Genomic DNA, 22,683 nt, shown 5'->3' with positions numbered 1-22,683 from the left:
GGCGATGATCTTCATGGACAATCAAGGGGTTAGGCATCGGAGCGCCGAGGATGACCGAGCCATCGCCCGGCGCTCGTTAGACTAATGAACGAGTCGGCCCGAGCCCGCCCGCGGCCTTGACCGTGGGCGGGCGCCGGCTCAGCCGAGGGCCAGCAGCGGGTCGCCGATGCCGAAGACCTGAATGGCCACCAGGCCGATCAGCCCCGCCGCCAGCACGTAGTAGAGCGTCGGCAGGATCGTCTTGCGGATGGTGATCCCCTCGCGGCCGAGCAGGCCCACGGTGGCCGAGGCCGCGACCACGTTGTGGATGGCGATCATGTTGCCCGCGGCGGCGCCGACGGCCTGCAGGGCCACCATCAGGGCCGTGGAGACGCCGAGCTGCTGGGCCACGTTGAACTGGAAGTCCGACAGCATCAGGTTGGACACGGTGTTGGAGCCGGCGATGAAGGCGCCGAGGGCACCCACGGCGGGCGCGAACAGCGGGTAGATGTCACCGACGCCGTCGGCCACCAGGCTCGCCATGGCCACCGGCATCGACACCAGGTCGGCGGTATTGACGCCGGAGTTGATCAGGATACGCACCATGGGGATGGTGAAGACCAGCACGAAGCCGGCACCGGCCAGGGTGCGGGTGGATTCGCCGAAGGCGGCACGCAGCTCGCCGAGGCGCATGCGATGCAGCAGCGCGGTGAGCAGCACCACCGCCACCAGGATGCCGCCGGGCAGGTAGAGCGGCTGGATGCTGCCGGAGATGCCGGCCTCGCCGAGGATGTTGCTCCAGCTCAGGCTCACCGAGGTCAGCGCCTGCTTCAGCGGGTCGATGGTGCGCGAGGCGACCAGCAGCACGGCCAGCAGCACGTAGGGCAGCCAGCCCATGGCGGTGGAGATGGGTGTCTTGCCGACCACCTCGTCGGTCTTGATGACCAGCTTGCCGATCCAGTGGTCCGGCCAGGAGGTCGATGCCGGGAAGTCCCAGCTTTCCTTGGGGATCAGGAAGCCGCGGCGGGCGGCCGGCACGACGATGGCCAGGCCGACCATGGCGCCGATCATCGACGGGAACTCCGGCCCCAGCAGCACGCCGGCCAGCGCATAGGGCACCACGAAGCACACGCCGGCGAACAGCGCGAACGGCGCGATGGCCAGGCCTTCCTTCCAGGAGCGGTTGGCGCCGAAGAAGCGCACCATCACGGTAACCATCAGCAGCGGCATGAACACGCCGACCAGGGCGTGGACGACCGCGACCTCACCGGCCACCAGGTGGAAGTAGTCGAGCCAGCTGCTGCCACCGGCCTCCAGGGCGGCGGTGATCCCGTTCCTGTCGAGACCGCCCGAGACGCCGACCACGATCGGGGTGCCCACGGCGCCGAAGGATACCGGGGTGGACTGGATCATCATGCCGACGACCACGGCGGCCAGTGCCGGGAAACCGAGCGCGACCATCAGCGGGGCGGCCACCGCGGCCGGGGTGCCGAAGCCCGAGGCGCCCTCGATGAAGCAGCCGAACAGCCAGGCGACGATGATGGCCTGGACGCGGCGGTCCGGACTGATGCCGGAAAAGCCGTTGCGGATGGCGGTGATGCCGCCGGAATGCTTGAGCGTGTTGAGCAGCAGGATGGCGCCGAAGATGATCCACAGGATCGCCACCGTCAGCATCAGGCCCTGCAGGGTCGAGGCCAGCACCCGGGTGGTGGTCATGTCCCAGGCGAACAGGGCGATGACGGCGGTCACGGCGAAGACGATCGGCATGGCGACCCGCGCCGCCATGCGCAGGCCGATCAGCAGGATCCCCGCCAGCAGCAGAGGAGTGAACGCCAGTAGCGCCAGTAGAGAGTCGTGCATGGATGAGGTCCCTCATCGATGGTGGTGTTGTTGTGGGTCGCGTGCGGGCGACGATCCGCGGGAACCTTACGGCCGGCCGCGTGGATTGACCATCCAGGGTAAATTGGTATGACCACTATTTCTGGCTCGAAAAGTTTGTCTTACATTTACGAAAGCCATGCTGGATCAAAGAGTTAACGCCACTGGAATGAAAACGAGCGACCTTTTGGCCGGCACGGTGCTTCGACCAATAGACAAGATCGGGCGCGCCGTCCGCGGCGTGCGGGAAAGGCGCCGGCCTGTCACCATCGGGGTTTACCCAAGCGATGAGGAGTCGGTATGACACGCGTGCTCTACGACCTGTGCGGCATCGATGAACGGCTGCGGTTCTCGCCCTACTGCTGGCGCGTTCGCTACGCCCTGGCCCACAAGGGGCTGGACGTCGAGGCCCGGCCCTGGCGCTTCACCGACAAGGACGTGCTCGCCTTCGCCGACACCGACAAGGTGCCGGTGCTGGTCGACGGCGACGAGACGGTGACCGACAGCTACGCCATCCTGCAGTATCTGGATCGCGCCTATCCCGATTCGCCGCTGCTCGGCGAGGGGCCGGCCGAGGCCCGTGCGCGCTTCTTCAAGCACTACGCCGAGCGCGCCCTGGCGCCGGCCATCCTTCGCACCATCGTCATGGACCTGTTCAACGTCATCCATCCCGACGATCGTGACTACTTCCGCGAAAGCCGGGAGGCGCGCCTAGGGCGCAGCCTCGAGGAATTCCACTCGCCGGCGAAGGGGCTGTCGCAGCTCGACGCCGCTCTGGCGCCGCTGCGCGGCCGTCTCGAGGAGGCGGATTTCCTCGACGGCGACGCCCCGGGCGGCGCCGACTACCTGGTGTTCGGCTTCTTCATGTGGGCGCACTGCGTGTCCAGCGCCGACCTGATCTCCAATGCCGATCCGGTCTACGCCTGGCGCGAGCGCATGCTCGACCTGCACGACGGGCTGGGTCGCGAGGCGACGCGGGTGACCGATATCGAGGGCGCCTATCGCTAGGGCAGGCCTGGCTACACGCGGTGACACGCCGAGGGAGGGAGAGCATCAGCGGGATGAAAAAAGCCATGTTGCGGCGCACAAAATCGCCTGCTATGTTGCAATGCAACACGGGCCGTCGCCCGCTGTGCGTCCCTAATCGGAGGTGGAGCATGACCCAGGCAGCGAACGCCAAGACCGGTGAGCAGTTCGAATCCCTCTTCGTGACCCCGATGCGCGCCTATGGCGCCCTCAATCTCGAGACCGCCGAGAAACTGATGGCGACCCAGTTCGGCGCCGCCGAATCGGTGTCCGAGGCGACCCTGGCCCAGGCCCGCGGCTGGCTGTCGGTGAGGAGCGCCGAGGACGTCCAGAAGGCCTTGGACGGGCAGCAGCAGGCCATGCAGTCGCTCGGCGACCGGCTCAAGTCCGACGCCGAGACCCTGCTGAGCCTCGGCCAGGACTACGCCCAGAAATGCCAGACCCTGGCCGAGCAGCAGTTCAAGGCACTCGGCGCGAACTAACCGACCATCCTCGGCGTCCGGCTGGCCTTGGGGCTGCCGGACGCCGACCGAGCAAGGGGGCCCTGCCGGGCCTTTGGGGCCATCGCCATGCGATGGCCCTTTTTTGTGGCCGAGACGATCAGCCGTGTTCGGTGCCGAGCAGGCGCACGACCTCGTCGTCGCTGACCTGGCCGAAATCGGCGAAGAACTGGCCGACGGCGCCGAAGCTGGCCGGGGCCTCCAGGCAGACCACCTCGTCGGCGAGGGCCTCCAGGCGGACCACGGTCTCGGGCGGGGCGGCGCCCAGGGCAGCGATCAGCCACGCCGGGTGGCGGTGCTTCAGGGTCTCCAGCGCCATGGCCATGGTGGCGCCGGTGGCGCTGCCGTCGTCCACCACCACCACCACGCGCCCCGCCGGATCGATGGGCGCGCGTACCGGCGTGTAGCGGCGCCGGCGTTCGGCCAGCAGCGCCTGCTGGGTCTCGATCTCGCTGGCGATCTGCCGCTCGTCATAGTGGGCGGCCGCAGGCTCGAGCTGCACGCGTTCCTCTTCACCCACCGCGCCGATGGCGTACTCCGGATTGCCCGGCGCGCCGAGCTTGCGCACCAGCACCACGTCCAGCTCGCCCTCCAGCGCATCGGCGATCAGCCGCCCCATGGGCACGCCGCCCCGGGGGATCGCGAGGATCAGGGGGCGTTGTTCCTTCAAGGGCGCCAGCCGATGGGCCAGCTGTTCGGCGGCATCCCGACGGTCACGAAACATGGCGGCCTCCGCTATCGCCTGCATGGCTTCGAGTCTAGTTCAGTCGACGGGCATTCGCGGCCAAGGTCTGGTTGATTGTATACAGTTTTAGTAGCTATGGTATCTCTTGATACCGATAATTGTGTATCCAAGTGCCGGCATCAACCTGCCGGTGCGACGCTGACGGCTGAACGCACAACAACACCACACCGAAGGCCGAGACCATGCAGAGCAATACCAACAACACCTCGCTATTCGACTTCCACGGCAGGCCGCGCCTGCTCAAGGCGCTGCCGATCTCCCTGCAGCACGTGCTGGCGATGATCGCCGGCGTCATCACCCCACCGATCATCATCGCCGGCGTGGTCGGCGCCACGCCGGCGGAGAAGCTGCAGCTGATCCAGATCGCGGTGCTGGCCTCCGGGGTCTGCACGCTGTTCCATCTCTACGGGGTGTGGAAGTTCGGCGCCCGGCTGCCGGCGATCTTCGGCGTGGGCTTCGCCTACGTGCCGACGCTGATCGCCGTGGGCGGCCAGTTCGGCATCGAGGGCATCCTCGGCGCCCAGCTGATCGGCGGCATCACCATGATGGTGGTGGGCTACTTCATCCAGTACATCCGCCACCTCTTTCCGCCGGTGGTGGCGGGCACCGTGGTGCTGGTGATCGGGCTGTCGCTGTACGACATCGCCATCCGCTACATCGCCGGCAGCGGCAACGTCGACGCGCCGCAGTTCGGCGAGCTGAAGAACTGGGGCGTGGGCGCTCTGACCCTGGTGACGGTGCTGCTGGCCTCCCAGTTCGGCCGCGGGGTGGTCAAGCTGTCGGCGATCATCGTCGGCATCCTGGTCGGCTACCTGGTCGCGCTGCCGCTGGGCATGGTCGACTTCGGCCCGGTGGCCAGTGCCGCCTGGGTCGCCGTGCCGACGCCGATGCCGTTCGAGATGGAGTTCCACTCCGCCGCCATCGTCTCGCTGGTGGTGATCTGCGTGATCAACTCGGTGCAGACCATCGGCGACCTGTCGGCGACCAGCGTGGCCGGCATGAACCGCGAACTGCGGACCCGAGAGCTGACCGGCGGCCTGCTCGGCAACGGCCTGACCACCGCCGTCAGCGCCTTCTTCGGCGCCCTGCCGACCTCCACCTTCAGCCAGAACGTGGGCATCGTGGCCATGACCAAGGTGATCAGCCGCGCCGTGCTGGCCATCGCCGGCGTCTTCATGCTGCTGGCCGGCTTCAGCCCCAAGTTCGGCGCCCTGATGACCACCATTCCCTATCCGGTGCTGGGCGGCGCCACCATCACGGTGTTCGGGATGATCACCATGACCGGCATCCAACTGCTGACCAAGGACGAGATGTCGGCGCGCAACATGACCATCGTCGGACTGGCCCTGGCGCTCAGCCTGGGCATCGCCGCGGTGCCCTCGGCCATCTCCGAGTTCCCGCAGACCCTGCAGAACGTGATCGGCGGGGCGCCGATCGTGGTCGCGGCGATCACCGCCTTCGTGCTCAACCTGGTGCTGCCGCGTACCACCCTGGCCGACGAGGCCCGGGAGCGCGAGGCCATCGCCGAGGCGGATGCCGCCGCCGAACAGGCCGCCCGTGGCGAGCCTCGGGCGGACGGCGGCCGAGTCGCCTCCGGCGCCGGCGACTGACGTTTTCACTCATCCGCGGGCACGTAAAAGGCGCCGCCGGGATTCCGGCGGCGCCTTTCTGGTGAGGCGGTTGGCAGCGGCGGGGCGCTCAGCCGACCCGTGCCTCCAGCCGGAAGGCGGCGATGCGGTTGATCTGCTCGATGGCGGTGCGGCGCTCCTTGTCGAGGCCGTGCTCGAGGCGCGTCTCGAAGGCGGCCAGGATGGCGTGGCGATCGCTGCCCTTGACCGCCATCACGAAGGGAAAGCCGAAGCGCTGCTTGTAGGCGGCGTTCAGGCGCTCGAAGCGGGCCATCTCCTCCGGCGTGCACTGGTCGAGGCCGGCGCCGGCCTGCTCGCGGGTGGAATCATCGGTGAGATCGCCGGCGATGGCGGCCTTGCCGGCCAGGTCCGGGTGGGCGCGGATCACCTCGAGCTGGCGCTCAGGGTCGGCCTCGTTCAGCACCCGGCCCATGGCCGCGGCGAGGCCCTCGGGGCTGTCCTGCTCGGTGCTCAGGCCGCGCTGCCAGGCCAGCTCGGCCACCCAGGGCGAATGCTCGTAGATGTCGCCGAACTGCTCGACGAAGGCGGCGCGGTCCAGCTGGCTGGGGCGCGGGGAAAGCGTCTTGTGGTTCATGCTCGGGTCTCCGTGATGGACGTCGATGTGGTCCGTCTCAGGGTAACGATAAAAGTGTATACAATAAAGTGTTTGAAATGTACGCTATCCAAGGCTAGAACTGTTGATAGACGTGATGCCCGCGCCATGGGGCGTCATCACAGGATGTACGCCGGCCGGATCGGCGCCCGGATTCGGGCCCCGAAGGACGACGGCGGCACACCACAACACGCGAGGAGACGACGATGGGCTATCTCACCACCCACGTGCTGGATACCTCCCTGGGCCTGCCGGGCGAGGGCATCCGCATCGAGATCTACCGCCTGACGGGCGGCGAGCGCCAGCGGCTCGGCGAGGTCGTGACCAACGACGACGGCCGCTGCGACGCGCCGCTGCTGGAGGGCGAGGTCTTCGTCGCCGGCGAGTACGAGCTGGTCTTCCATGCCGGCGAGTACCTGGACCGCCGCGGCGTGGCCGCGGACGGGCCGCGCTTCCTCGACGTGATCCCGTTGCGCTTCGGCGTCGCCGATGCCTCGCAGCACTATCACGTGCCGCTGCTGCTCTCGCCGTACAGCTACTCCACGTATAGGGGTAGCTAGGAAACCCGCCTCGCACCCTCTCCGACCTCAACAACAATCGCACCATTCCAACGAGGCCTGACCGATGGAAGCCTACTTTCTGGACTTCGCCAACCTCCTGCTGAGGTGGCTGCACGTGATCGCCGCCGTGGCCTGGATCGGCGAGTCGATCTACTTCGTGATGCTCGACAACAGCCTGCGTCCGCCCAAGGCGGCGGAAGACAAGCAGAAGGGCGTGTTCGGCGAGATGTGGGCCGTGCACGGCGGCGGCTTCTATCACAACCAGAAGTACGCCAGCGCACCGGCCAAGCTGCCGGCGGACCTGCACTGGTCGTTCTGGAAGGCCTACACCACCTGGCTGTCGGGCTTCGGGCTGTTCGTGCTGCTCTATATGGCCAACCCCGGCTTCTATCTGGTCAACCCGGGCAGCAGCTGGGAATGGGCCGCCAACCTCACCGGCTGGCAGGCCAACATCGTGGCCCTGGCGTTCCTGCTCGGCGGCTGGGTGGTGTACAACGAGATGTGCAAGCGCATCAGCCCCAACATGGAGCGCGACGGCCTCTTGAGCCTCGGCGTGGCGGTGCTGATGGTCGTGGTCGCCTACCTGAGCAGCCAGATCTTCGCCGGCCGCGCGGCCTTCCTGCTCACCGGCGCGGTGATGGCCACCGCCATGTCGGCCAACGTCTTCTTCTGGATCATCCCCGGCCAGCGTCGCATGGTGAAGGCGATGAAGGCCGGCGAGACGCCCAACCCGCTCGACGGCAAGCGCGGCAAGCAGCGCTCGGTGCACAACACCTACTTCACGCTGCCGGTAGTGCTGCTGATGCTCAGCAACCACTACTCCTTCACCTACACCCATGAGCTGTCCTGGGTGATCATGTCGCTGTTCATCTTCGCCGGCGCCCTGATCCGCCAGTTCTTCGTGCTGATGCACGCCGGCCAGACCAGGCCCGCCTATCCCGCGGCCGGGGTGGCGCTGATCCTGGTGGCGGTGTGGATCGGCGCGCCGAGCGGTGCCGGCAATGCCGCGCCGATGGCCGCTGGTGAGACAAATGGCGAGACCGATGGCCGGGCCGTTGCCGCCGAGGAAGCGACCGTCGCTTCCGGCGGCCCCGTGGACGAGATCCACGGCATCATGGAGCGGCGCTGTGCGTCCTGCCACGCCCAGCATCCTACCCATGAGGCCTTCACGGCACCGCCCGCCGGCGTGGCCCTGGAGACCCGGGAGCAGCTGCTGCGTCAGGCCGACCAGGTCAAGCAGGTGGTGGCGAGCGGCTACATGCCGCTGGGCAACCTGACCCAGATGACCGACGAGGAACGCGCCAGCATCGCCGCCTGGACGCCCTGAGCCCGGGCCGGCTCGCGGGATCGACCGCCGCCCGTCGCCGACGGGCGGCGGTCGTCTCGTTGGGGAAAAAGCGTATACAATGTGCGTCATGAGTCGTCAGGAGGTGAGCCATTCATGAGTCAGCGCCAGGTCGATGCCGAGCGCAAGCCGGCCTCGGGGAGCGGGCGTCCCGGCAAGAACGGCGACGGGGCCGAGCGCCACGAGGCGATCCATCGCTCGATCAGCGATGCGATCATCGAGCACCGTCTCAAGCCGGGGGCGCGGCTGCGCGAGGACGCCCTGTCGGAGGTCTTCGGCATCAGCCGTACCGGCATCCGCAAGATCCTGCAGCGCCTGGCCCTGGAGCAGCTGGTCACCCTCACCCCGCGGCGCGGGGCCAGCGTGACCCGGCCCACCGCCGAGGAGGCCAAGGACGTCTTCGATGCGCGGCAAATGGTCGAGTGCGGGCTGATGCCCGAGGTCGCCCGGCGCATCACCGCCGCCGATCTGGAGCGGCTGCGCGACATGGAGCGCGAGGAGCGCCAGGCCCTGAAGGCCGGCGAACAGAGCAGCGCGATCAAGCTTTCCGCGGCCTTCCATGGCGAGCTGGCGCGGCTCTCCGGCAACGACACCCTGGCGACCTTCGTCGAGCAGCTTTGTTCGCGCTCCTCGCTGATCCTCGCCGTCTACGGCAACGCCGGCCACCTGGGCTGCGAGTCCCACGACCACGATGCCCTGCTGCGCTACCTGGAGCAGGGCGATGGCGAGCGTGCCCGTGCCTTCATGAGCCGCCACCTCAAGGCCATCGAGGCCTCGCTGTCGATCCACGAGCCCGCGGACGAGGCCCCGGATCTCTACGAGATCTTCTCCGGCTGAGTCACCGTCCTTTCGACGTCCCGAATCCGACGCCCTGAAATGCCTGCGCCCCGGCCACTGTCTGTCACAGGGGCCGGGGCGCGTGCGTTGCGGCGGCGACCGGGTCGCCGCTGATCAGGCGGGTTGAGCGGCCGGCAGGCGCTGGCCGCGCATCAGCAGGAAGTAGAGGAGCCCGCCGAGCCCGGCGCCGAGCAGCCAGGCATAGCCGCCCAAGGCCTCCAGCGCCGGCACCCACACCGAGGCAATCGAGAACAGCGCGGCCAGGGCGAAGGCGGCGATGGCGCGCTTGTTCCAGCCCTTCACGTAGTGATAGGCGCCGTCCGGAGCGCTGGAGAACATGTCCTGCAGGTCCAGGCGTTGGCGCTTCACCACGTAGTAGTCGACCACGATGATGCCGTAGAAGGGCGCGACGACGGCTCCCAGGGCGTTGACGAATCCGGCGACGCCGATATCGCTGATCAAGGACACCCACAGCGCGCCGACGAAGAAGGCGATGATGGCGGTGATCAGGCCGCCGAGGCGGAAGCTGACCTTGCTCGGGAAGAGGTTGGCCAGGTCATAGGCCGGCGGAATGAAGTTGGCGACCAGGTTGATGCCCACGGTGGCGGCGAAGAAGGTCAGGGCGGCGACGATGGTCAGCGGCAGCGAGTCGACCCGCTCGATGATGTCCGAGGGATTGGTCAGCGTCTCGCCGAACAGCACCAGGGTGCCGGCGGTGATGATCAGGGCGATGAAGGAGAAGAAGGCCACGTTGAGCGGCAGGCCCACCAGGTTGCCGAGCTTCATCTCGCGCTCGCTCTTCACGAAGCGGGTGAAGTCACCGAAGTTGATCACCACCGCGGCGAAGTAGGCGATCATGGTGCCGGTGATGGCCAGGAAGGCGCCGATCGAACTGCCGTGATAGTCGCTCTGGCCCTCGAAGATGCTGCCGACCGCGGGCAGCAGCTCGTCGCCGGCCTTGACCCAGACGACGATCATCAGCGCCACCATCACCACGTAGACCAGCGGCCCGGCCCAGTTCAGGAAGTGCTTGATGCGCTCGATGCCGGCCCAGAACATCGCCATCTGGAAGGCCCACACGATCACGAACGACAGCCAGCCCAGCGCCGACATGCCGAGGAACTGGCCACCCGGATCGCCGAACAGCGACGTCAGCAGCAGTTTCATGGCGGTGGAGGCGAAGTAGGTCTGCACGCCGTACCAGAAGATGCCGATCACGGCGCGCAGCATGGCCGGCAGGTTGGCGCCGTGCACGCCCATGCTGGCACGGATCATCACCGGAAAGGGCACGCCGTACTTGACGCTGGGCTTGCCGGTCAGGTTGACCAGCCCCATCACCACCACGCCGGCGAGGATGATCGCCGCCATCACCGCCCAGCCATTGAGGCCGTAGGAGATGAACAGCGAGGCCGCCAGGGTGTAGCCGAACAGGCTCTGGATGTCGTTCGACCAGACGTTGAAGATCTCGAACCAGCCCCAGTTTCGATCGCGCTTCTTGATCGGGGCCAGGTCGTCGTTATAGAGGCGCGGATCAATGCGCCGGATTTCCAGCTCTTTGTCGGTCAGGTCCGTCATGGGATGGCCTTGGTCTCTTGTTTTGAATGACGACGATGAAAAACGGCCCGCCCCGAAGGAGAGGGCTGCGTGCCCGGGCGTGCCGCCCGGGCGCGAGGATCAGTCGCGGAAGCGCTGGCAGGGGCCCCAGTGCTTCATCAGCAGGAAGTAGGTCAGTCCGGCGGGAATCAGGCTGGCGTACCAGGACACGGTGGAGACGCTGAAGGCCGCGATCACGCCCACCGCGGTGGCGATCAGCGCCGCATGGTTGACGCCACGATAGGGGCCCTCGGCGTCGTAGAGCTTGCCGAGGTCCAGGGTGCGGCGACGGATCAGGTAGTAGTCCACCACCAGCACCGCGAAGATCGGGCCGAGGAAGGCGGAGTAGGTCTGCACGAAGATCTGCAGGCCGGTCGCGGATTCGTCCTTGACCAGTTCCCAGGGGAAGGTGGCGAAGGCCAGCAGGCCGACGATCACGGTGGCGGTGCGATACTTCAGCTTGAAGGCGTCCATCAGCACGTAGGTCGGCGGCACCACGTTGTTGAGCACGTTGGTGGTGACCTGGGCGAAGGCGATGAACAGCAGCGTGGTCATCAGCAGCGGGGTGTTGTCCACGGCGTTGGCGAACACCTTGATGGGGTCGGCGACGCCGGTGGCCTCGGAGACCATGTAGCCGATCAGGCCCATGAACAGGGTGCAGGGCAGGATCGACATGGCGTAGAGGGTGGTCAGCAGCCCCGGGCCGCTGCCTTCCTTGTGCTCGCGGGAATAGTCGCTGACGTTGAGCATCATGGTGCTGTAGATGCCCAGGAACAGCATGGTGGCGCCCCAGAAGGGCATGCCCCAGGAGCCTTCCATGGTCAGCATGCTGGCCGAGAGCTCGTCGCCGTAGCGTTGCACGGTGCTGTAGAACATGTAGACCAGCGAGGCCAGGATGAAGGCGCTGCCGATGTTCTCCAGCCACTTGATGCCCTGGAAGCCCAGCACCGAGAGGCCGATCTGCAGGAACTGGAAGGTGATGAAGAAGAAGATCAGGTTGTCGAAGCCGAACAGGGTCGCCGAGACCATGTTCAGGGCGCCGGCGCCGATCCAGCTCTGGAAGCCGTACCAGACGATGGCCGGCACGGCCCGCACCAGCCCCGGCAGGCGGGTGCCGGAGAAGCCGAAGGCGCTGCGCGCCTGGACCATGAACGGAATGCCGTACTTGTAGCCGGCGGCGCCGTTCAGCGCCAGGGCGATGCCGATCACGAAACAGCCGATGGCGATCGCCAGGGTGGCCTGGAGCAGGTTCAGCGTGCCGACCACGCTGGAGCCCATGGTGAAGGTACCGATCGAGACGCAGCCGCCGAACCAGGCCAGCAGGTAGGAGGTGCGTCCCATGATGCGGGTCTGCTGCGGGGCCAGTGACTCGTGGCCGGCCCCCTTGGTGTGATGGGCGGAATCGTCCGTGTTGGAGCGTGAAGTCGAGAGGCTCATGGTGGGATCCTCGCTAAGGGTGCCGTGATTGTGGTTATTGTCCGCTCGGGGCGGTGGTGGGCGCCGGCAGTCGGCGCCGGGGCTCAGCGTGTCTCGTCGTTGCCCGATGCTTCATGGTCCGAGAAGTGGGCGTAGCGGCCGATGAAGGGCTTGGGCCGCGGGAAGGCCAGGTCGCCGACCTTGCTGGTGCCCAGTCCCAGGCCGACCAGCGCCTCGGTCAGCTTGACCGCCGCGGTCACGCCCTCGACCACCGGCAGGCCCACGGCCTCGGCGATCTCGTCAGTGAGATCGGCCATGCCGCCGCAGCCCAGCACCAGGGCGCCGATGCCGTCCTCGTCGCGGGCGCGGCGGCCTTCCTCGATGATCCGTGTCAGTGCCGCATCGCCGTCGTCTTCCAGGTCGAGCACCGGGATCTCGGCGGCGCGGACCCGACGGCAGTGGTGGCGGAATCCATACTGCTCGAGCAGGTGCTCGGCGATGATGCCGGTGCGGCCCAGGGTGGTGACCACCGAGAAGCGGGTGCTGATCAGGGTGGCCATGTGGAAGGCCGCCTCGGCGATGCCGATCACAGGGGCCCGGGTCAGCTCGCGGGCGGCCAGCAGGCCGGGGTCGCCGAAGCAGGCGATGATGTAGGCGTCCACGCCATCGCGTTCGCCCGCCGCGACTTCCTCGAGCACGCCCGTGGCGCTGATCGCCTCGTCGAAGTGGCTCTCGATGGAAACCGGGCCATGGGCCGGCTGGGTGGCGCTGATGAGGGTGCCGGGGGAGGCGATGGCCTGGGCGGCGTGGCCGATGGTGTCGGTCATGCCGCGGGTGGTATTGGGGTTGATGACGCGAATCTGCATGGGATCTCCGGCTTTGATTATCTTTGTGAACAAGGGAGATTTTCTTTGTACACAAAATAGGCCCAATCCCCGTCGGAAATCAAGGTGCCTCCGGAACCGGTGGAATGCTTTATTACCCCTTGATAAACAGTGTCTTGGGAATATTCCAAGAACACCATTGTGTCGTCATTTATTGTATACATTCTTTGGTCTTCAGAATTTGAGGTGATCGGATGTCCATCGAGGTCATCACCCGTCGGATATCGCTTCATGTGCCACCAGGGCGAGATAGCTGCTCCGGTCATCGGTTGGAAGGGCGGCGTCGGGTGGGGATTGGCAATCCGGATGTTTTTGTATACAAAATAGAGGGCGAGCCGTGAGGGCTGATCGCGTGCCGTCGCCATGGCGGCCGGAAGTATTGCCTCGGATCCCGGAGAACGCCGGGGCGCACCGAGGACGGCGCAGGCTGCTTGCAAGCAAGGTGAGCACACCCTAGAATTTAATTGTATACACTTGTTGTTCATCATGGCGCTCCGAGGCGCAAGGGCCGTCGGCAACGACGGCGACAAAGGCGATTTACAACAACCACCTACAACAACAAGGAGGCGTCGCCATGACCGCGACACGCGACTATCCCCGTGACCTGATCGGCTACGGCCGCACTCCGCCCGAGGCCAAATGGCCCGGCAAGGCGCGCATCGCCGTGCAGTTCGTCCTCAACTACGAGGAGGGCGGCGAGAACTGCGTGCTTCACGGCGACGAAGGCTCCGAGCAGTTCCTCTCCGAGATCATCGGCGCCGATGCCTATCCGGACCGCCACCTGAGCATGGAGTCGATCTATGAATACGGCTCCCGGGCCGGCGTATGGCGCATCCTGCGCGAGTTCGAGCGCCGTGGCCTGCCGCTGACCGTGTTCGGCGTGGCCATGGCGCTGGAGCGCAACCCCGAGGTGGCGCAGGCGTTCAAGGAGCTGGGCCACGAGATCGCCTGCCACGGCTATCGCTGGATCCACTACCAGAACGTGCCGGAAAGCGTCGAGCGCGAGCACATGCGCCGTGCCATCGAGATCTTCCAGTCGCTCTACGGCGAGAAGCCGCTGGGCTGGTACACCGGCCGCGACAGCCCCAACACCCGGCGCCTGGTGCTCGACGAGGGCAGCTTCCTCTACGACAGCGACTACTACGGCGACGACCTGCCGTTCTGGACCCGCGAGGCCGACAGCCAGGGCCGCGAGCACAGCCATCTGGTGGTGCCCTACACCCTGGACACCAACGACATGCGCTTCGCCGCGCCGCAGGGCTTCAACACCGCGGATCACTTCTTCACCTATCTGCGCGACGCCTTCGACGTGCTCTACGCGGAAGGCGAGGACACGCCGAAGATGCTGTCGGTGGGCATGCACTGCCGGCTGCTCGGCCGCCCCGGTCGCTTCCGCGCCCTGCAGCGCTTCCTCGACCACATCGAGGCCCACGATCGTGTCTGGGTCACCCGTCGGGTGGACATCGCCCGCCACTGGGCCGAGCATCATCCGGCCAGCTGAGCCATCCGAGGCGTGCCGGGGCCGGCGACATCTCGCCCGCCCTGGTTCGCGTTCCCGCAGGAGAGAACCGCATGCTCGAACTCGAAGCCCGTCCCCTGACGCCCGAGGCCTTCGCCCCGTTCGGCGAGGTGATCGACACCCGGACGTCCGACTACTTCCCCATCAACGCCGGCCGCACCCGCCGCTATCACGACCTCGCGAAGGTCGAGACGCTGGGCGAGCAGGCGCGCACGCTGATCAGCATCTTCGTCAGCCAGCCCGTCACGGTGCCGCTGGAGCTCGCCTTCCTGGAGCGTCATCCCCAGGGCAGCCAGGCCTTCATGCCGCTGCATGAGGAGCGCTTTATCGTGGTCGTCGCCCCGCCCGGCGATGCCATCGACCCCGCCGAGGTGCGCGCCTTCGTCACCGACGGCCGCCAGGGCGTCAACTACGCGGCCGGCACCTGGCACGCCATCCAGTCGGTGCTGGAGCGCGAGGGCGAGTTCCTGGTCGTCGACCGGGGCGGCGAGGGCAACAACTGCGACGAGCACCCCATCGACATCCGCGTGACCCTGCCGTAAGGCCGCCGCGCCGATCCCGGAACAAGACACCAGATCAGAAGAGGACATCTCATGAGCCAGCGCCAGCACTCTCGTCAGTACTATGCTCCCCAGGGCGGCCATCCGGGCCAGAAGGTGATGACCACCGACCGCGCCATGTTCACCGAGGCCTTCGCGGTGATTCCCAAGGGCGTCTACCGCGACATCGTCGCCAGCAAGCTGCCGCACTGGGAGAACACTCGGCTGTGGGTGCTGTCGCGTCCGCTGTCCGGCTTCGCCGAGACCTTCTCCCAGTACATCATGGAGGTCTCGCCCGGCGGCGGCAGCGAGCGCCCCGAGACCGACCCGGGCGCCGAGGGCGTGCTGTTCGTGGTGGAAGGCGAGATGACCCTGACCCTGGCCGGCGAGCAGCACCGCATGGAGCCGGGCGGCTATGCCTTCATCCCGCCGGGCGCCGACTGGCAGCTGCGCAACGAGTCCGATGCCCCGGTGCGCTTCCACTGGATCCGCAAGGCCTACGAATTCGTCGACGGCGTCGAGGTGCCGGAGCCCTTCGTCACCAACGAGAACGACATCGAGCCGTCGGTGATGCCGGACTGCAACGAGGTGTGGGCCACCACCCGCTTCGTCGACCAGGACGACCTGCGCCACGACATGCACGTCAACATCGTCAGCTTCCAGCCCGGCGGTGTGATCCCCTTCGACGAGACCCACGTCATGGAGCACGGTCTCTACGTGCTCGAGGGCAAGGCGGTCTATCACCTGAATCAGCAGTGGGTCGAGGTCGAGGCCGGCGACTACATGTGGCTGCGCGCCTTCTGCCCGCAGGCCTGCTACGCGGGCGGCCCGGGGCCCTTCCGCTACCTGCTGTACAAGGACGTGAACCGGCATATGGCGCTGCCGTACAGCAAGCGCCGCTGATCCCCACGATCGGCCCGGCACGCCACGGTATGACGACACCCGCCTTCTGGCGGGTGTCGTCGTCTGGGGCCGGGCGCGGTCCGGTATACGAGGCATCATCTTCATCGGCCTTCGACCGTTATCGCGAATCGGTGACCCGGCGCGATTGTTGTCAACAATCCTTCTGTCTTGTTTGTTTTTATATGTATGAAATTAAAGGTATTTTTTTGCCTATATAAAATTCTGGAAAAAATTTCCATAAGTCGTTGACGGGGTGCCGGCGGCGAGCCTAGTCTCTGTATACAGAAATATTTTCCAGAAAACATAACAACGCCACTGGAGGATCTCGTCATGGCTCGCATGACCGCCGCGGAAGCCGCCGTTCACGTGCTCAGGAAGGAAGGCATCGATGTTGCCTTCGGCCTGCCTGGCGCCGCCATCAACCCCTTCTATGCCGCCATGCGCACGGTCGGCGGCGTGGACCACGTGCTGGCCCGCCACGTCGAGGGCGCCTCGCACATGGCCGAGGGCTACACCCGTGCCCGGCCCGGCAACGTCGGCGTGTGCATCGGCACGTCCGGCCCGGCCGGCACCGACATGATCACCGGCCTCTACTCGGCTTCCGCCGATTCCATCCCGATCCTGTGCATCACCGGCCAGGCGCCGGTGAGCAAGCTGCACAAGGAAGACTTCCAGGCCGTCGACATCCAGGCCATCGCCGGCCCGGTGACCAAGTGGGCCACCACCGTGCGCGAGGCGGCCCAGGTGCCGCGCGCCTTCCAGCAGGCGTTCCAGCTGATGCGCAGCGGGCGGCCCGGCCCGGTGCTGCTCGACCTGCCGATCGACGTGCAGATGACCGAGATCGAGTTCGATCCCGACACCTACGAGCCGCTGCCGGCCTACAAGCCGACCGCCAGCCGCGCCCAGATCGAGAAGGCGCTGGCCATGCTCAACGAGGCCGAGCGGCCGCTGCTGGTCGCCGGGGGCGGGATCATCAACGCCGACGCCAGCGAGCTGCTGACCGAATTCGCCGAGCTGACCGGGGTGCCGGTCATCCCGACCCTGATGGGCTGGGGCACCATCCCCGACGACCATCCGCTGATGGCGGGAATGGCCGGCCTGCAGACCTCGCACCGCTACGGCAACGCGACCCTGCTCGAGTCCGACTTCGTGATGGGCATCGGCAACCGCTGGGCCAACCGTCACACCGGTAATCTCGAGACCTACACCGAGGGCCGCACCTTCGTTCACGTGGACATCGAGCCGACCCAGATCGGGCGTATCTTCGGCCCCGACTACGGCATCGTCTCCGACGCCAGATCGGCGCTCGAACGCCTCATCGAGGTGGCCCGGGAGTGGCAGGCCGAGGGCCGGCTGAAGGACCGCAGCGCCTGGGCCGAGTCCTGCCAGGAACGCAAGCGCACCCTGCTGCGCAAGACCCACTTCGACGAGGTGCCGGTCAAGCCGCAGCGGGTCTACGAGGAGATGAACAAGGCCTTCGGCAAGAACACCCGCTACGTCAGCACCATCGGCCTGTCGCAGATCGCCGGCGCCCAGTTCCTGCACGTCTACCGGCCGCGTCACTGGATCAACTGCGGCCAGGCGGGCCCGCTGGGCTGGACCATTCCGGCCGCGCTCGGGGTGCGTCGGGCGGATCCCGAGGCCGAGATCGTCGCGCTGTCGGGCGACTATGATTTCCAGTTCATGGTCGAGGAGCTGGCCGTGGGCGCGCAGTTCAACCTGCCCTACATCCACGTGCTGGTGAACAACTCCTACCTGGGGCTGATCCGCCAGGCCCAGCGCGGCTTCGAGATGGACTACCAGGTGCAGCTGTCGTTCGAGAACATCAACTGCCCCGAGATCAACGGCTATGGGGTGGACCACGTCTCCGTGGTCGAGGGCCTGGGCTGCAAGGCGATCCGCGTCACCGAGCCCGGCCGGATCGGCGAGGCCTTCGCCGAGGCCCGCGATCTGATGAAGCAGTACCGGGTGCCGGTGGTGGTCGAGGTGATCCTCGAGCGGGTGACCAACATCGCCATGGGCACCGACCTGACCGGCATCAACGAGTTCGAGGCGCTGGCCGAGAACGTCGCCGACGCCCCGAGCTCGATCGCTGCGCTTCGCTGAGCACGGTCGTCGCCCGGCCATCGGTGGGGACCGGTGGCCGGATGGCGGGACAAGTACGCTGACCCACACCACAAGACACAGGGAGATTCACATGGCCAAGTTCGCCGCCAATCTCAGCATGCTGTTCACCGAAGTTGACTTCCTCGACCGCTTCAAGGCCGCCGCGGACGCGGGCTTCAAGGGCGTCGAGTACCTCTTCCCCTACGACTTCGAGGCCGCCGAGATCAAGAAGCGCCTCGACGACAACGGCCTGACCCAGGTGCTGTTCAACCTGCCAGCCGGCGACTGGGGCGCCGGCGAGCGCGGCATCGCCTGTCACCCGGATCGCGTCGAGGAGTTCCGCGAAGGCGTCGACCGCGCCATCGAGTATGCCAAGGTGCTCGGCAACACCCAGGTCAACTGCCTGGCCGGCATCCAGCCGCAGGGCGTGAGCCTGGAGCAGGCGCGTCGGACGCTGGTCGACAACCTGCGCTTCGCCGCCGGGAAGCTCGAGGCCGCCGGCATCCTGCTGGTCGCCGAGCCGATCAACACCCGCGACATTCCGGGCTTCTTCCTCAACCGCACCGAGCAGGCCCTGGCGATCTTCGACGAGGTCGGCAGCGGCAACCTGAAGCTGCAGTACGACATCTATCACATGCAGATCATGGAAGGGGACCTGGCGCCGACTATCGAGGCGAACATCGACCGCATCGCCCACGTGCAGCTGGCCGACAATCCGGGCCGCCACGAGCCGGGCACCGGCGAGATCCACTATCCCTTCCTGTTCGCCTATCTCGACCGACTGGGCTACCAGGGGTGGATCGGCGCCGAGTACAAGCCGGCCGGGTCGACCCAGGAGGGGCTGGGCTGGCTGGATGCGGCTAGAGGTTGAGGGCGTCGTGCCGATGCCGGGATGAGCTTTCCCGGTGCCAAGACGCCGCGAGGGCGCTGTGAACCCTTCCCTGGGCGCTATCGACGCCCTGCGGGGCTCATGGATCCTGCGCCGCTTGCAGGGCCGGTGCTGGCCATCCATGGCCAGCCCGTTCGGAGGAAGCCTCCTCACCCCTGGCGTAGGACCCTCGCTTTGTCTTGCCCCCGGCGCTCATCATCTGGTGGCGTGGCCGAGGCCTGCCCAATGAAAACCCGGCAGCGGTGCTGCCTTCGAGATCACGACGACAACAGAGACAAACGGGAGACGCATCATGAGCAAGATCGGTTTTATCGGACTGGGCATCATGGGCCGTCCCATGGCGGGCCACCTGCTGGACGCCGGCCATGAGCTGACCACCGTCAAGCGCGGCCCCCTGGACGAGACCCTGGCCGGCCAGGGCATGCAGGAGCTCGAGAATCCCAAAGCGGTCGCCGAGGCCTCCGAGGTGATCATCACCATCGTCCCGGACACCCCGGACGTCGAGGAGGTGCTGTTCGGCGAGGGCGGCGTCATCGAGGGGCTGAAGCCCGGCACCCTGGTGATCGACATGAGCTCGATCGCCCCGCTGGCCACCCAGGAATTCGCCAGGCGCATCCATGAGGCCGGCGGCGAGTACGTCGACGCCCCGGTCTCCGGCGGTGAGGGCGGCGCCATCAACGCCGCCCTGACCATCATGGTCGGCGCCACCCCGGAAGGCTTCACCCGCGCCGAGCCGCTGCTCGAGGTGATGGGCAAGACCATCACCCATATCGGCGGCCACGGCGCCGGCCAGACCTGCAAGGTGGCCAACCAGATCGTCGTCGCGCTGACCATCGAGGCGGTCTCCGAGGGCCTGCTGTTCGCCTCCAGGGCCGGGGCCGACGTGGCCAAGGTCCGCGAATCGCTGCTCGGCGGCCTGGCCCAGTCGAAGATCCTCGATGTGCACGGCCAGCGCATGATCGACCGCACCTTCGATCCCGGCTTCAAGATCAAGCTGCACCAGAAGGACCTCAACCTGGCGCTGGAAGGCGCGCGCAGCCTCGACCTCGCGCTGCCCGGCACCGCCAATGCCCAGCAGCTGTTCCAGGCCTGCGTCGCCCACGGCGGCGCCGACTGGGACCACGCCGGCATCGCCCGCGCCCTGGAGGCGCTGGCCGACCACGAGATCGGCAGTCAGTGATGCCATGCCAGCGCGGCCCGGCGTCACACGGCGCCGAGCCACGATGCAGGATGGGGAGGTGACTGCTCCCTGAAGGCAGGCGTCGGGTCGTCGTCTGCCGGGGCCGTCGCTTGACGGCTCCTTGCCCGGTGGCGAGTCTTCCCCTATGGACCCCTGGCTCGTCACCGGGCCCTTTTGCCAAGGAGACCCCTGAATGAATGTCCCTTCCCCGCGGACTGTTTCCCCGGAAGCCTTCGGCGAGCGCCCCGAGGCGGCGCGCGCCTGGCTCGAGCGGCTCGGTGAGATCGCCGTCTCGGCCGTGCACCCCGACACCCTGCTGCCCGACCGGCTGCCCGAGCCGCCGGCCGGCCGCACCCTGGTGGTTGGCGCCGGCAAGGCGGCGGCGGCCATGGCTGCCGCCCTGGAGCGCGCCTGGGACGCCCATCAGCCCGAGGCGCCGCTTTCCGGCCTGGTGGTGACCCGCTACGGTCATGGCCCCCAGCCGTCGGATTCCAAGGAACAGGACGCGCCGGGAGGGGGCGACGCCGAGCGCCGCATCGAGATCCTCGAGGCCTCGCACCCGATGCCCGACGACCTGAGCGAGAAGGCCGCCCGCCGCATGCTCGAGGCCGTGGACGGCCTCGGCGAGGACGATCTGGTCATCGCGCTGATCTCCGGCGGCGGCTCGGCGCTGATGACCCTGCCGGCGCCCGGCGTGAGCCTGGCCGAGAAGCAGGCCATCAACAAGGCGCTGCTGCGAAGCGGCGCCCCGATCGGCGAGATCAACACCGTGCGTCGCCACCTGTCGGCGATCAAGGGCGGCCGCCTGGCCGCCGCCGCCCATCCGGCCCGGGTGCTGACCTGGCTGATCTCCGACGTGCCCGGCGACGAGGCCTCGCTGATCGCCTCCGGGCCGACGCTGCCCGACGCCTCCACCCCCGACGAGGCGCTGGCGATCCTGGAACGGCGCGGCATCGAGGTCTCCGCCGCGGTGCGCCGGCAGCTGGAGGCCAACCACGAGGCGCCGCGGCCGGACGATCCGGGCTTCGCCCGCGATGAGAGCGAGATCCTGGCCCGCGCCCGGGACGCTCTGGCGGCCGGCCGAGCCGCCGCCGAGGCCGACGCGGTCGAGGTGCGCCTGCTCGGCGACGACCTCGAGGGCGAGGCCCGCGAGCTCGGCCGCGAGCACGCCCGCATGGCCCTCGAGGCCCAGACCGGGCTCGAGCGGCCGCTGCTGATCCTGTCCGGCGGCGAGACCAGCGTGACGGTGGCCGGCGACGGCCGCGGCGGGCGCAACGTCGAGTACCTGCTGGGGCTGTTCACGGCCCTCGAGGGCGCCGCCGGCATTCATGCCCTGGCCATCGACACCGACGGCATCGACGGCTCCGAGGACAACGCCGGGGCGATCGTCGGGCCGGGCTGCTGGGCGCGCATGGGCGAGCTCGGTCTCGACGCCGACGCCTATCTGTCACGCAACGATGCCTACTCGTTCTTCGAGGCGCTGGACGACCTGATCGTGACCGGGCCCACGCGCACCAACGTCAACGACTTTCGTGCCATCCTGGTACTGCCGAGGAATTCATGACGACACTGCCGCCCCATGCCCCGATCCACGAGCCGATCCGCCGCACCAAGATCGTCGCCACCCTCGGCCCCGCCAGCGACCGTGAGGGCGTGCTGGAGCAGATGATCGCCGCCGGCGTCGACGTGGTGCGCCTCAACTTCTCCCACGGCGCCGCCGACGACCATCGCCGCCGCTTGAGTGCGGTGCGCGAGATCGCCGCCCGCCAGGGTCGCAGCGTCGCCGCCCTGGGCGACCTGCAGGGGCCCAAGATCCGCATCGCCCGCTTCAGCGAGGGCAAGGTCGTGCTGGAGGAAGGCGCACCCTTCGTCATCGACGTGGCCCTCGACGGCCAGGCCGGTGACGCCAGCCGCGTCGGCTGCGACTATCGCGAGCTGGCCGACGACGTCACCGCCGGCGACCGCCTGCTGCTCGACGACGGCCGGGTGGTGCTCGACGTCGAACGCGTCGACGGCAGCGCCATCCACACCACCGTGGCGGTGGGCGGCGAGCTGTCCAACAACAAGGGCATCAACAAGCAGGGCGGCGGCCTCTCCGCCCCGGCGCTGACCGACAAGGACAAGGCCGACCTGGAGACCGCCATGGCCATCGGCGTCGACTACCTGGCCGTGTCCTTCCCGCGCAGCGCCGCGGACATGCAGGAGGCGCGGGACCTGCTGGGCGAGGCCGGCCGCGACATCGGCCTGGTGGCCAAGCTCGAGCGCGCCGAGGCGGTGGCCGACGACACCACCCTCGACGGCATCATCGAGGCCAGCGAGGCGGTGATGGTGGCTCGCGGCGATCTCGGCGTGGAGATCGGCGACGAGACGCTGATCGGTACCCAGAAGCGCATCATCAAGCACGCCCGCAGCCTCAACCGCGCGGTGATCACCGCCACCCAGATGATGGAGTCGATGATCGACTCGCCCTTGCCGACCCGCGCCGAGGTGTTCGACGTGGCCAACGCCGTGCTCGACGCCACCGACGCGGTGATGCTCTCCGC

At 67.6% G+C, this 22,683-nt stretch carries 20 protein-coding genes; 14 read left to right on the top strand and 6 right to left on the bottom strand.

Annotation, left to right across the window (positions count from 1 at the left end):
• Positions 1–138: 138 nt before the first annotated feature.
• Positions 139–1,839 (bottom strand): L-lactate permease, encoded by a 1,701-nt coding sequence (locus tag C9J49_RS08705; RefSeq protein ID WP_107181255.1) that lies wholly within the window; start codon positions 1,837–1,839, stop codon positions 139–141.
• 318 nt (positions 1,840–2,157) lie between these two features.
• Between C9J49_RS08705 and C9J49_RS08700 the strand changes: the two genes are divergently transcribed.
• Together C9J49_RS08700 and C9J49_RS08695 are read left to right on the top strand one after the other, a co-directional pair.
• Complete coding sequence (locus tag C9J49_RS08700; protein WP_107181254.1) at positions 2,158–2,865, top strand: glutathione S-transferase N-terminal domain-containing protein; 708 nt, start codon at positions 2,158–2,160, stop codon at positions 2,863–2,865.
• A 149-nt stretch (positions 2,866–3,014) separates the two neighbouring features.
• Entirely contained in the window at positions 3,015–3,365 is a 351-nt protein-coding gene (locus C9J49_RS08695; RefSeq protein WP_181454269.1) for a phasin family protein, read from the top strand.
• A gap of 118 nt (positions 3,366–3,483) precedes the next feature.
• On the opposite strand, the gene C9J49_RS08690 is transcribed toward C9J49_RS08695, so the two are convergent.
• Positions 3,484–4,107, bottom strand: a complete 624-nt coding sequence (locus C9J49_RS08690; RefSeq protein WP_046079397.1) for a phosphoribosyltransferase — start codon at positions 4,105–4,107, stop codon at positions 3,484–3,486.
• 203 nt (positions 4,108–4,310) lie between these two features.
• On the opposite strand from C9J49_RS08690, the gene C9J49_RS08685 reads away from it, so the two are divergent.
• Positions 4,311–5,738: a uracil-xanthine permease family protein gene (locus C9J49_RS08685; protein ID WP_107181252.1), complete on the top strand. Its 1,428-nt coding sequence runs from the start codon at positions 4,311–4,313 to the stop codon at positions 5,736–5,738.
• An 88-nt stretch (positions 5,739–5,826) separates the two neighbouring features.
• Here the strand turns inward: C9J49_RS08685 and uraD are convergent, their stop codons facing one another.
• Entirely contained in the window at positions 5,827–6,351 is a 525-nt protein-coding gene (gene uraD / locus C9J49_RS08680; RefSeq protein ID WP_107181251.1) for a 2-oxo-4-hydroxy-4-carboxy-5-ureidoimidazoline decarboxylase, read from the bottom strand.
• A 224-nt stretch (positions 6,352–6,575) separates the two neighbouring features.
• On the opposite strand from uraD, the gene uraH reads away from it, so the two are divergent.
• The 3 genes from uraH (at position 6,576) to C9J49_RS08665 (ending at position 9,111) form a co-directional block, all read left to right on the top strand.
• Entirely contained in the window at positions 6,576–6,929 is a 354-nt protein-coding gene (gene uraH / locus C9J49_RS08675; protein ID WP_046079394.1) for a hydroxyisourate hydrolase, read from the top strand.
• Between the two features lie 64 nt (positions 6,930–6,993).
• Complete coding sequence (locus tag C9J49_RS08670; protein ID WP_107181250.1) at positions 6,994–8,256, top strand: urate hydroxylase PuuD; 1,263 nt, start codon at positions 6,994–6,996, stop codon at positions 8,254–8,256.
• 114 nt (positions 8,257–8,370) lie between these two features.
• Positions 8,371–9,111, top strand: coding sequence for a GntR family transcriptional regulator (locus C9J49_RS08665; RefSeq protein ID WP_046079393.1), 741 nt, complete (start codon positions 8,371–8,373; stop codon positions 9,109–9,111).
• Positions 9,112–9,225: 114 nt separating this feature from the next.
• On the opposite strand, the gene C9J49_RS08660 is transcribed toward C9J49_RS08665, so the two are convergent.
• The 3 genes from C9J49_RS08660 to C9J49_RS08650 all read right to left on the bottom strand — a co-directional run bounded on the left by C9J49_RS08660 (position 9,226) and on the right by C9J49_RS08650 (position 12,986).
• Positions 9,226–10,686, bottom strand: coding sequence for an NCS1 family nucleobase:cation symporter-1 (locus C9J49_RS08660; RefSeq protein WP_107181249.1), 1,461 nt, complete (start codon positions 10,684–10,686; stop codon positions 9,226–9,228).
• Positions 10,687–10,785: 99 nt separating this feature from the next.
• On the bottom strand, positions 10,786–12,141 hold the full coding sequence (locus tag C9J49_RS08655; RefSeq protein WP_107181248.1) for an NCS1 family transporter: 1,356 nt from the start codon (positions 12,139–12,141) through the stop codon (positions 10,786–10,788).
• Between the two features lie 83 nt (positions 12,142–12,224).
• Positions 12,225–12,986 (bottom strand): aspartate/glutamate racemase family protein, encoded by a 762-nt coding sequence (locus C9J49_RS08650; protein WP_046079390.1) that lies wholly within the window; start codon positions 12,984–12,986, stop codon positions 12,225–12,227.
• 592 nt (positions 12,987–13,578) lie between these two features.
• On the opposite strand from C9J49_RS08650, the gene puuE reads away from it, so the two are divergent.
• The 8 genes from puuE to pyk form a co-directional block, all read left to right on the top strand.
• Positions 13,579–14,505, top strand: a complete 927-nt coding sequence (gene puuE / locus C9J49_RS08645) for an allantoinase PuuE (RefSeq protein ID WP_046079389.1) — start codon at positions 13,579–13,581, stop codon at positions 14,503–14,505.
• Between the two features lie 71 nt (positions 14,506–14,576).
• Positions 14,577–15,065, top strand: coding sequence for an ureidoglycolate lyase (locus C9J49_RS08640; protein WP_046079388.1), 489 nt, complete (start codon positions 14,577–14,579; stop codon positions 15,063–15,065).
• Between the two features lie 51 nt (positions 15,066–15,116).
• Positions 15,117–15,965: a bifunctional allantoicase/(S)-ureidoglycine aminohydrolase gene (locus C9J49_RS08635; protein WP_046079387.1), complete on the top strand. Its 849-nt coding sequence runs from the start codon at positions 15,117–15,119 to the stop codon at positions 15,963–15,965.
• 330 nt (positions 15,966–16,295) lie between these two features.
• Positions 16,296–18,071, top strand: a complete 1,776-nt coding sequence (gene gcl / locus C9J49_RS08630) for a glyoxylate carboligase (RefSeq protein WP_107181247.1) — start codon at positions 16,296–16,298, stop codon at positions 18,069–18,071.
• A 91-nt stretch (positions 18,072–18,162) separates the two neighbouring features.
• The gene (hyi, locus tag C9J49_RS08625) at positions 18,163–18,942 is read left to right on the top strand and encodes a hydroxypyruvate isomerase (RefSeq protein ID WP_107181246.1); all 780 of its coding nucleotides are present in this window, start codon (positions 18,163–18,165) and stop codon (positions 18,940–18,942) included.
• 310 nt (positions 18,943–19,252) lie between these two features.
• A complete protein-coding gene (locus tag C9J49_RS08620) occupies positions 19,253–20,140 on the top strand; it encodes a 2-hydroxy-3-oxopropionate reductase (RefSeq protein ID WP_107181245.1) in 888 nt (295 codons plus the stop codon).
• Between the two features lie 193 nt (positions 20,141–20,333).
• The gene (locus C9J49_RS08615) at positions 20,334–21,704 is read left to right on the top strand and encodes a glycerate kinase (protein ID WP_107181244.1); all 1,371 of its coding nucleotides are present in this window, start codon (positions 20,334–20,336) and stop codon (positions 21,702–21,704) included.
• Positions 21,701–22,683, top strand: a 983-nt coding sequence (gene pyk / locus C9J49_RS08610; protein ID WP_111382303.1) for a pyruvate kinase, incomplete at its 3' end; no start/stop codon positions are given. The genes C9J49_RS08615 and pyk, both read left to right, overlap by 4 nt.

This window comes from Halomonas sp. SL1 (genome assembly GCF_003030865.2).
GTDB classification, from domain to species: Bacteria; Pseudomonadota; Gammaproteobacteria; order Pseudomonadales; family Halomonadaceae; genus Halomonas; species Halomonas halophila.
The sequence above is the reverse complement of the archived record's forward strand: the minus strand, read 5'-3'. Positions and strand labels throughout refer to the sequence as shown.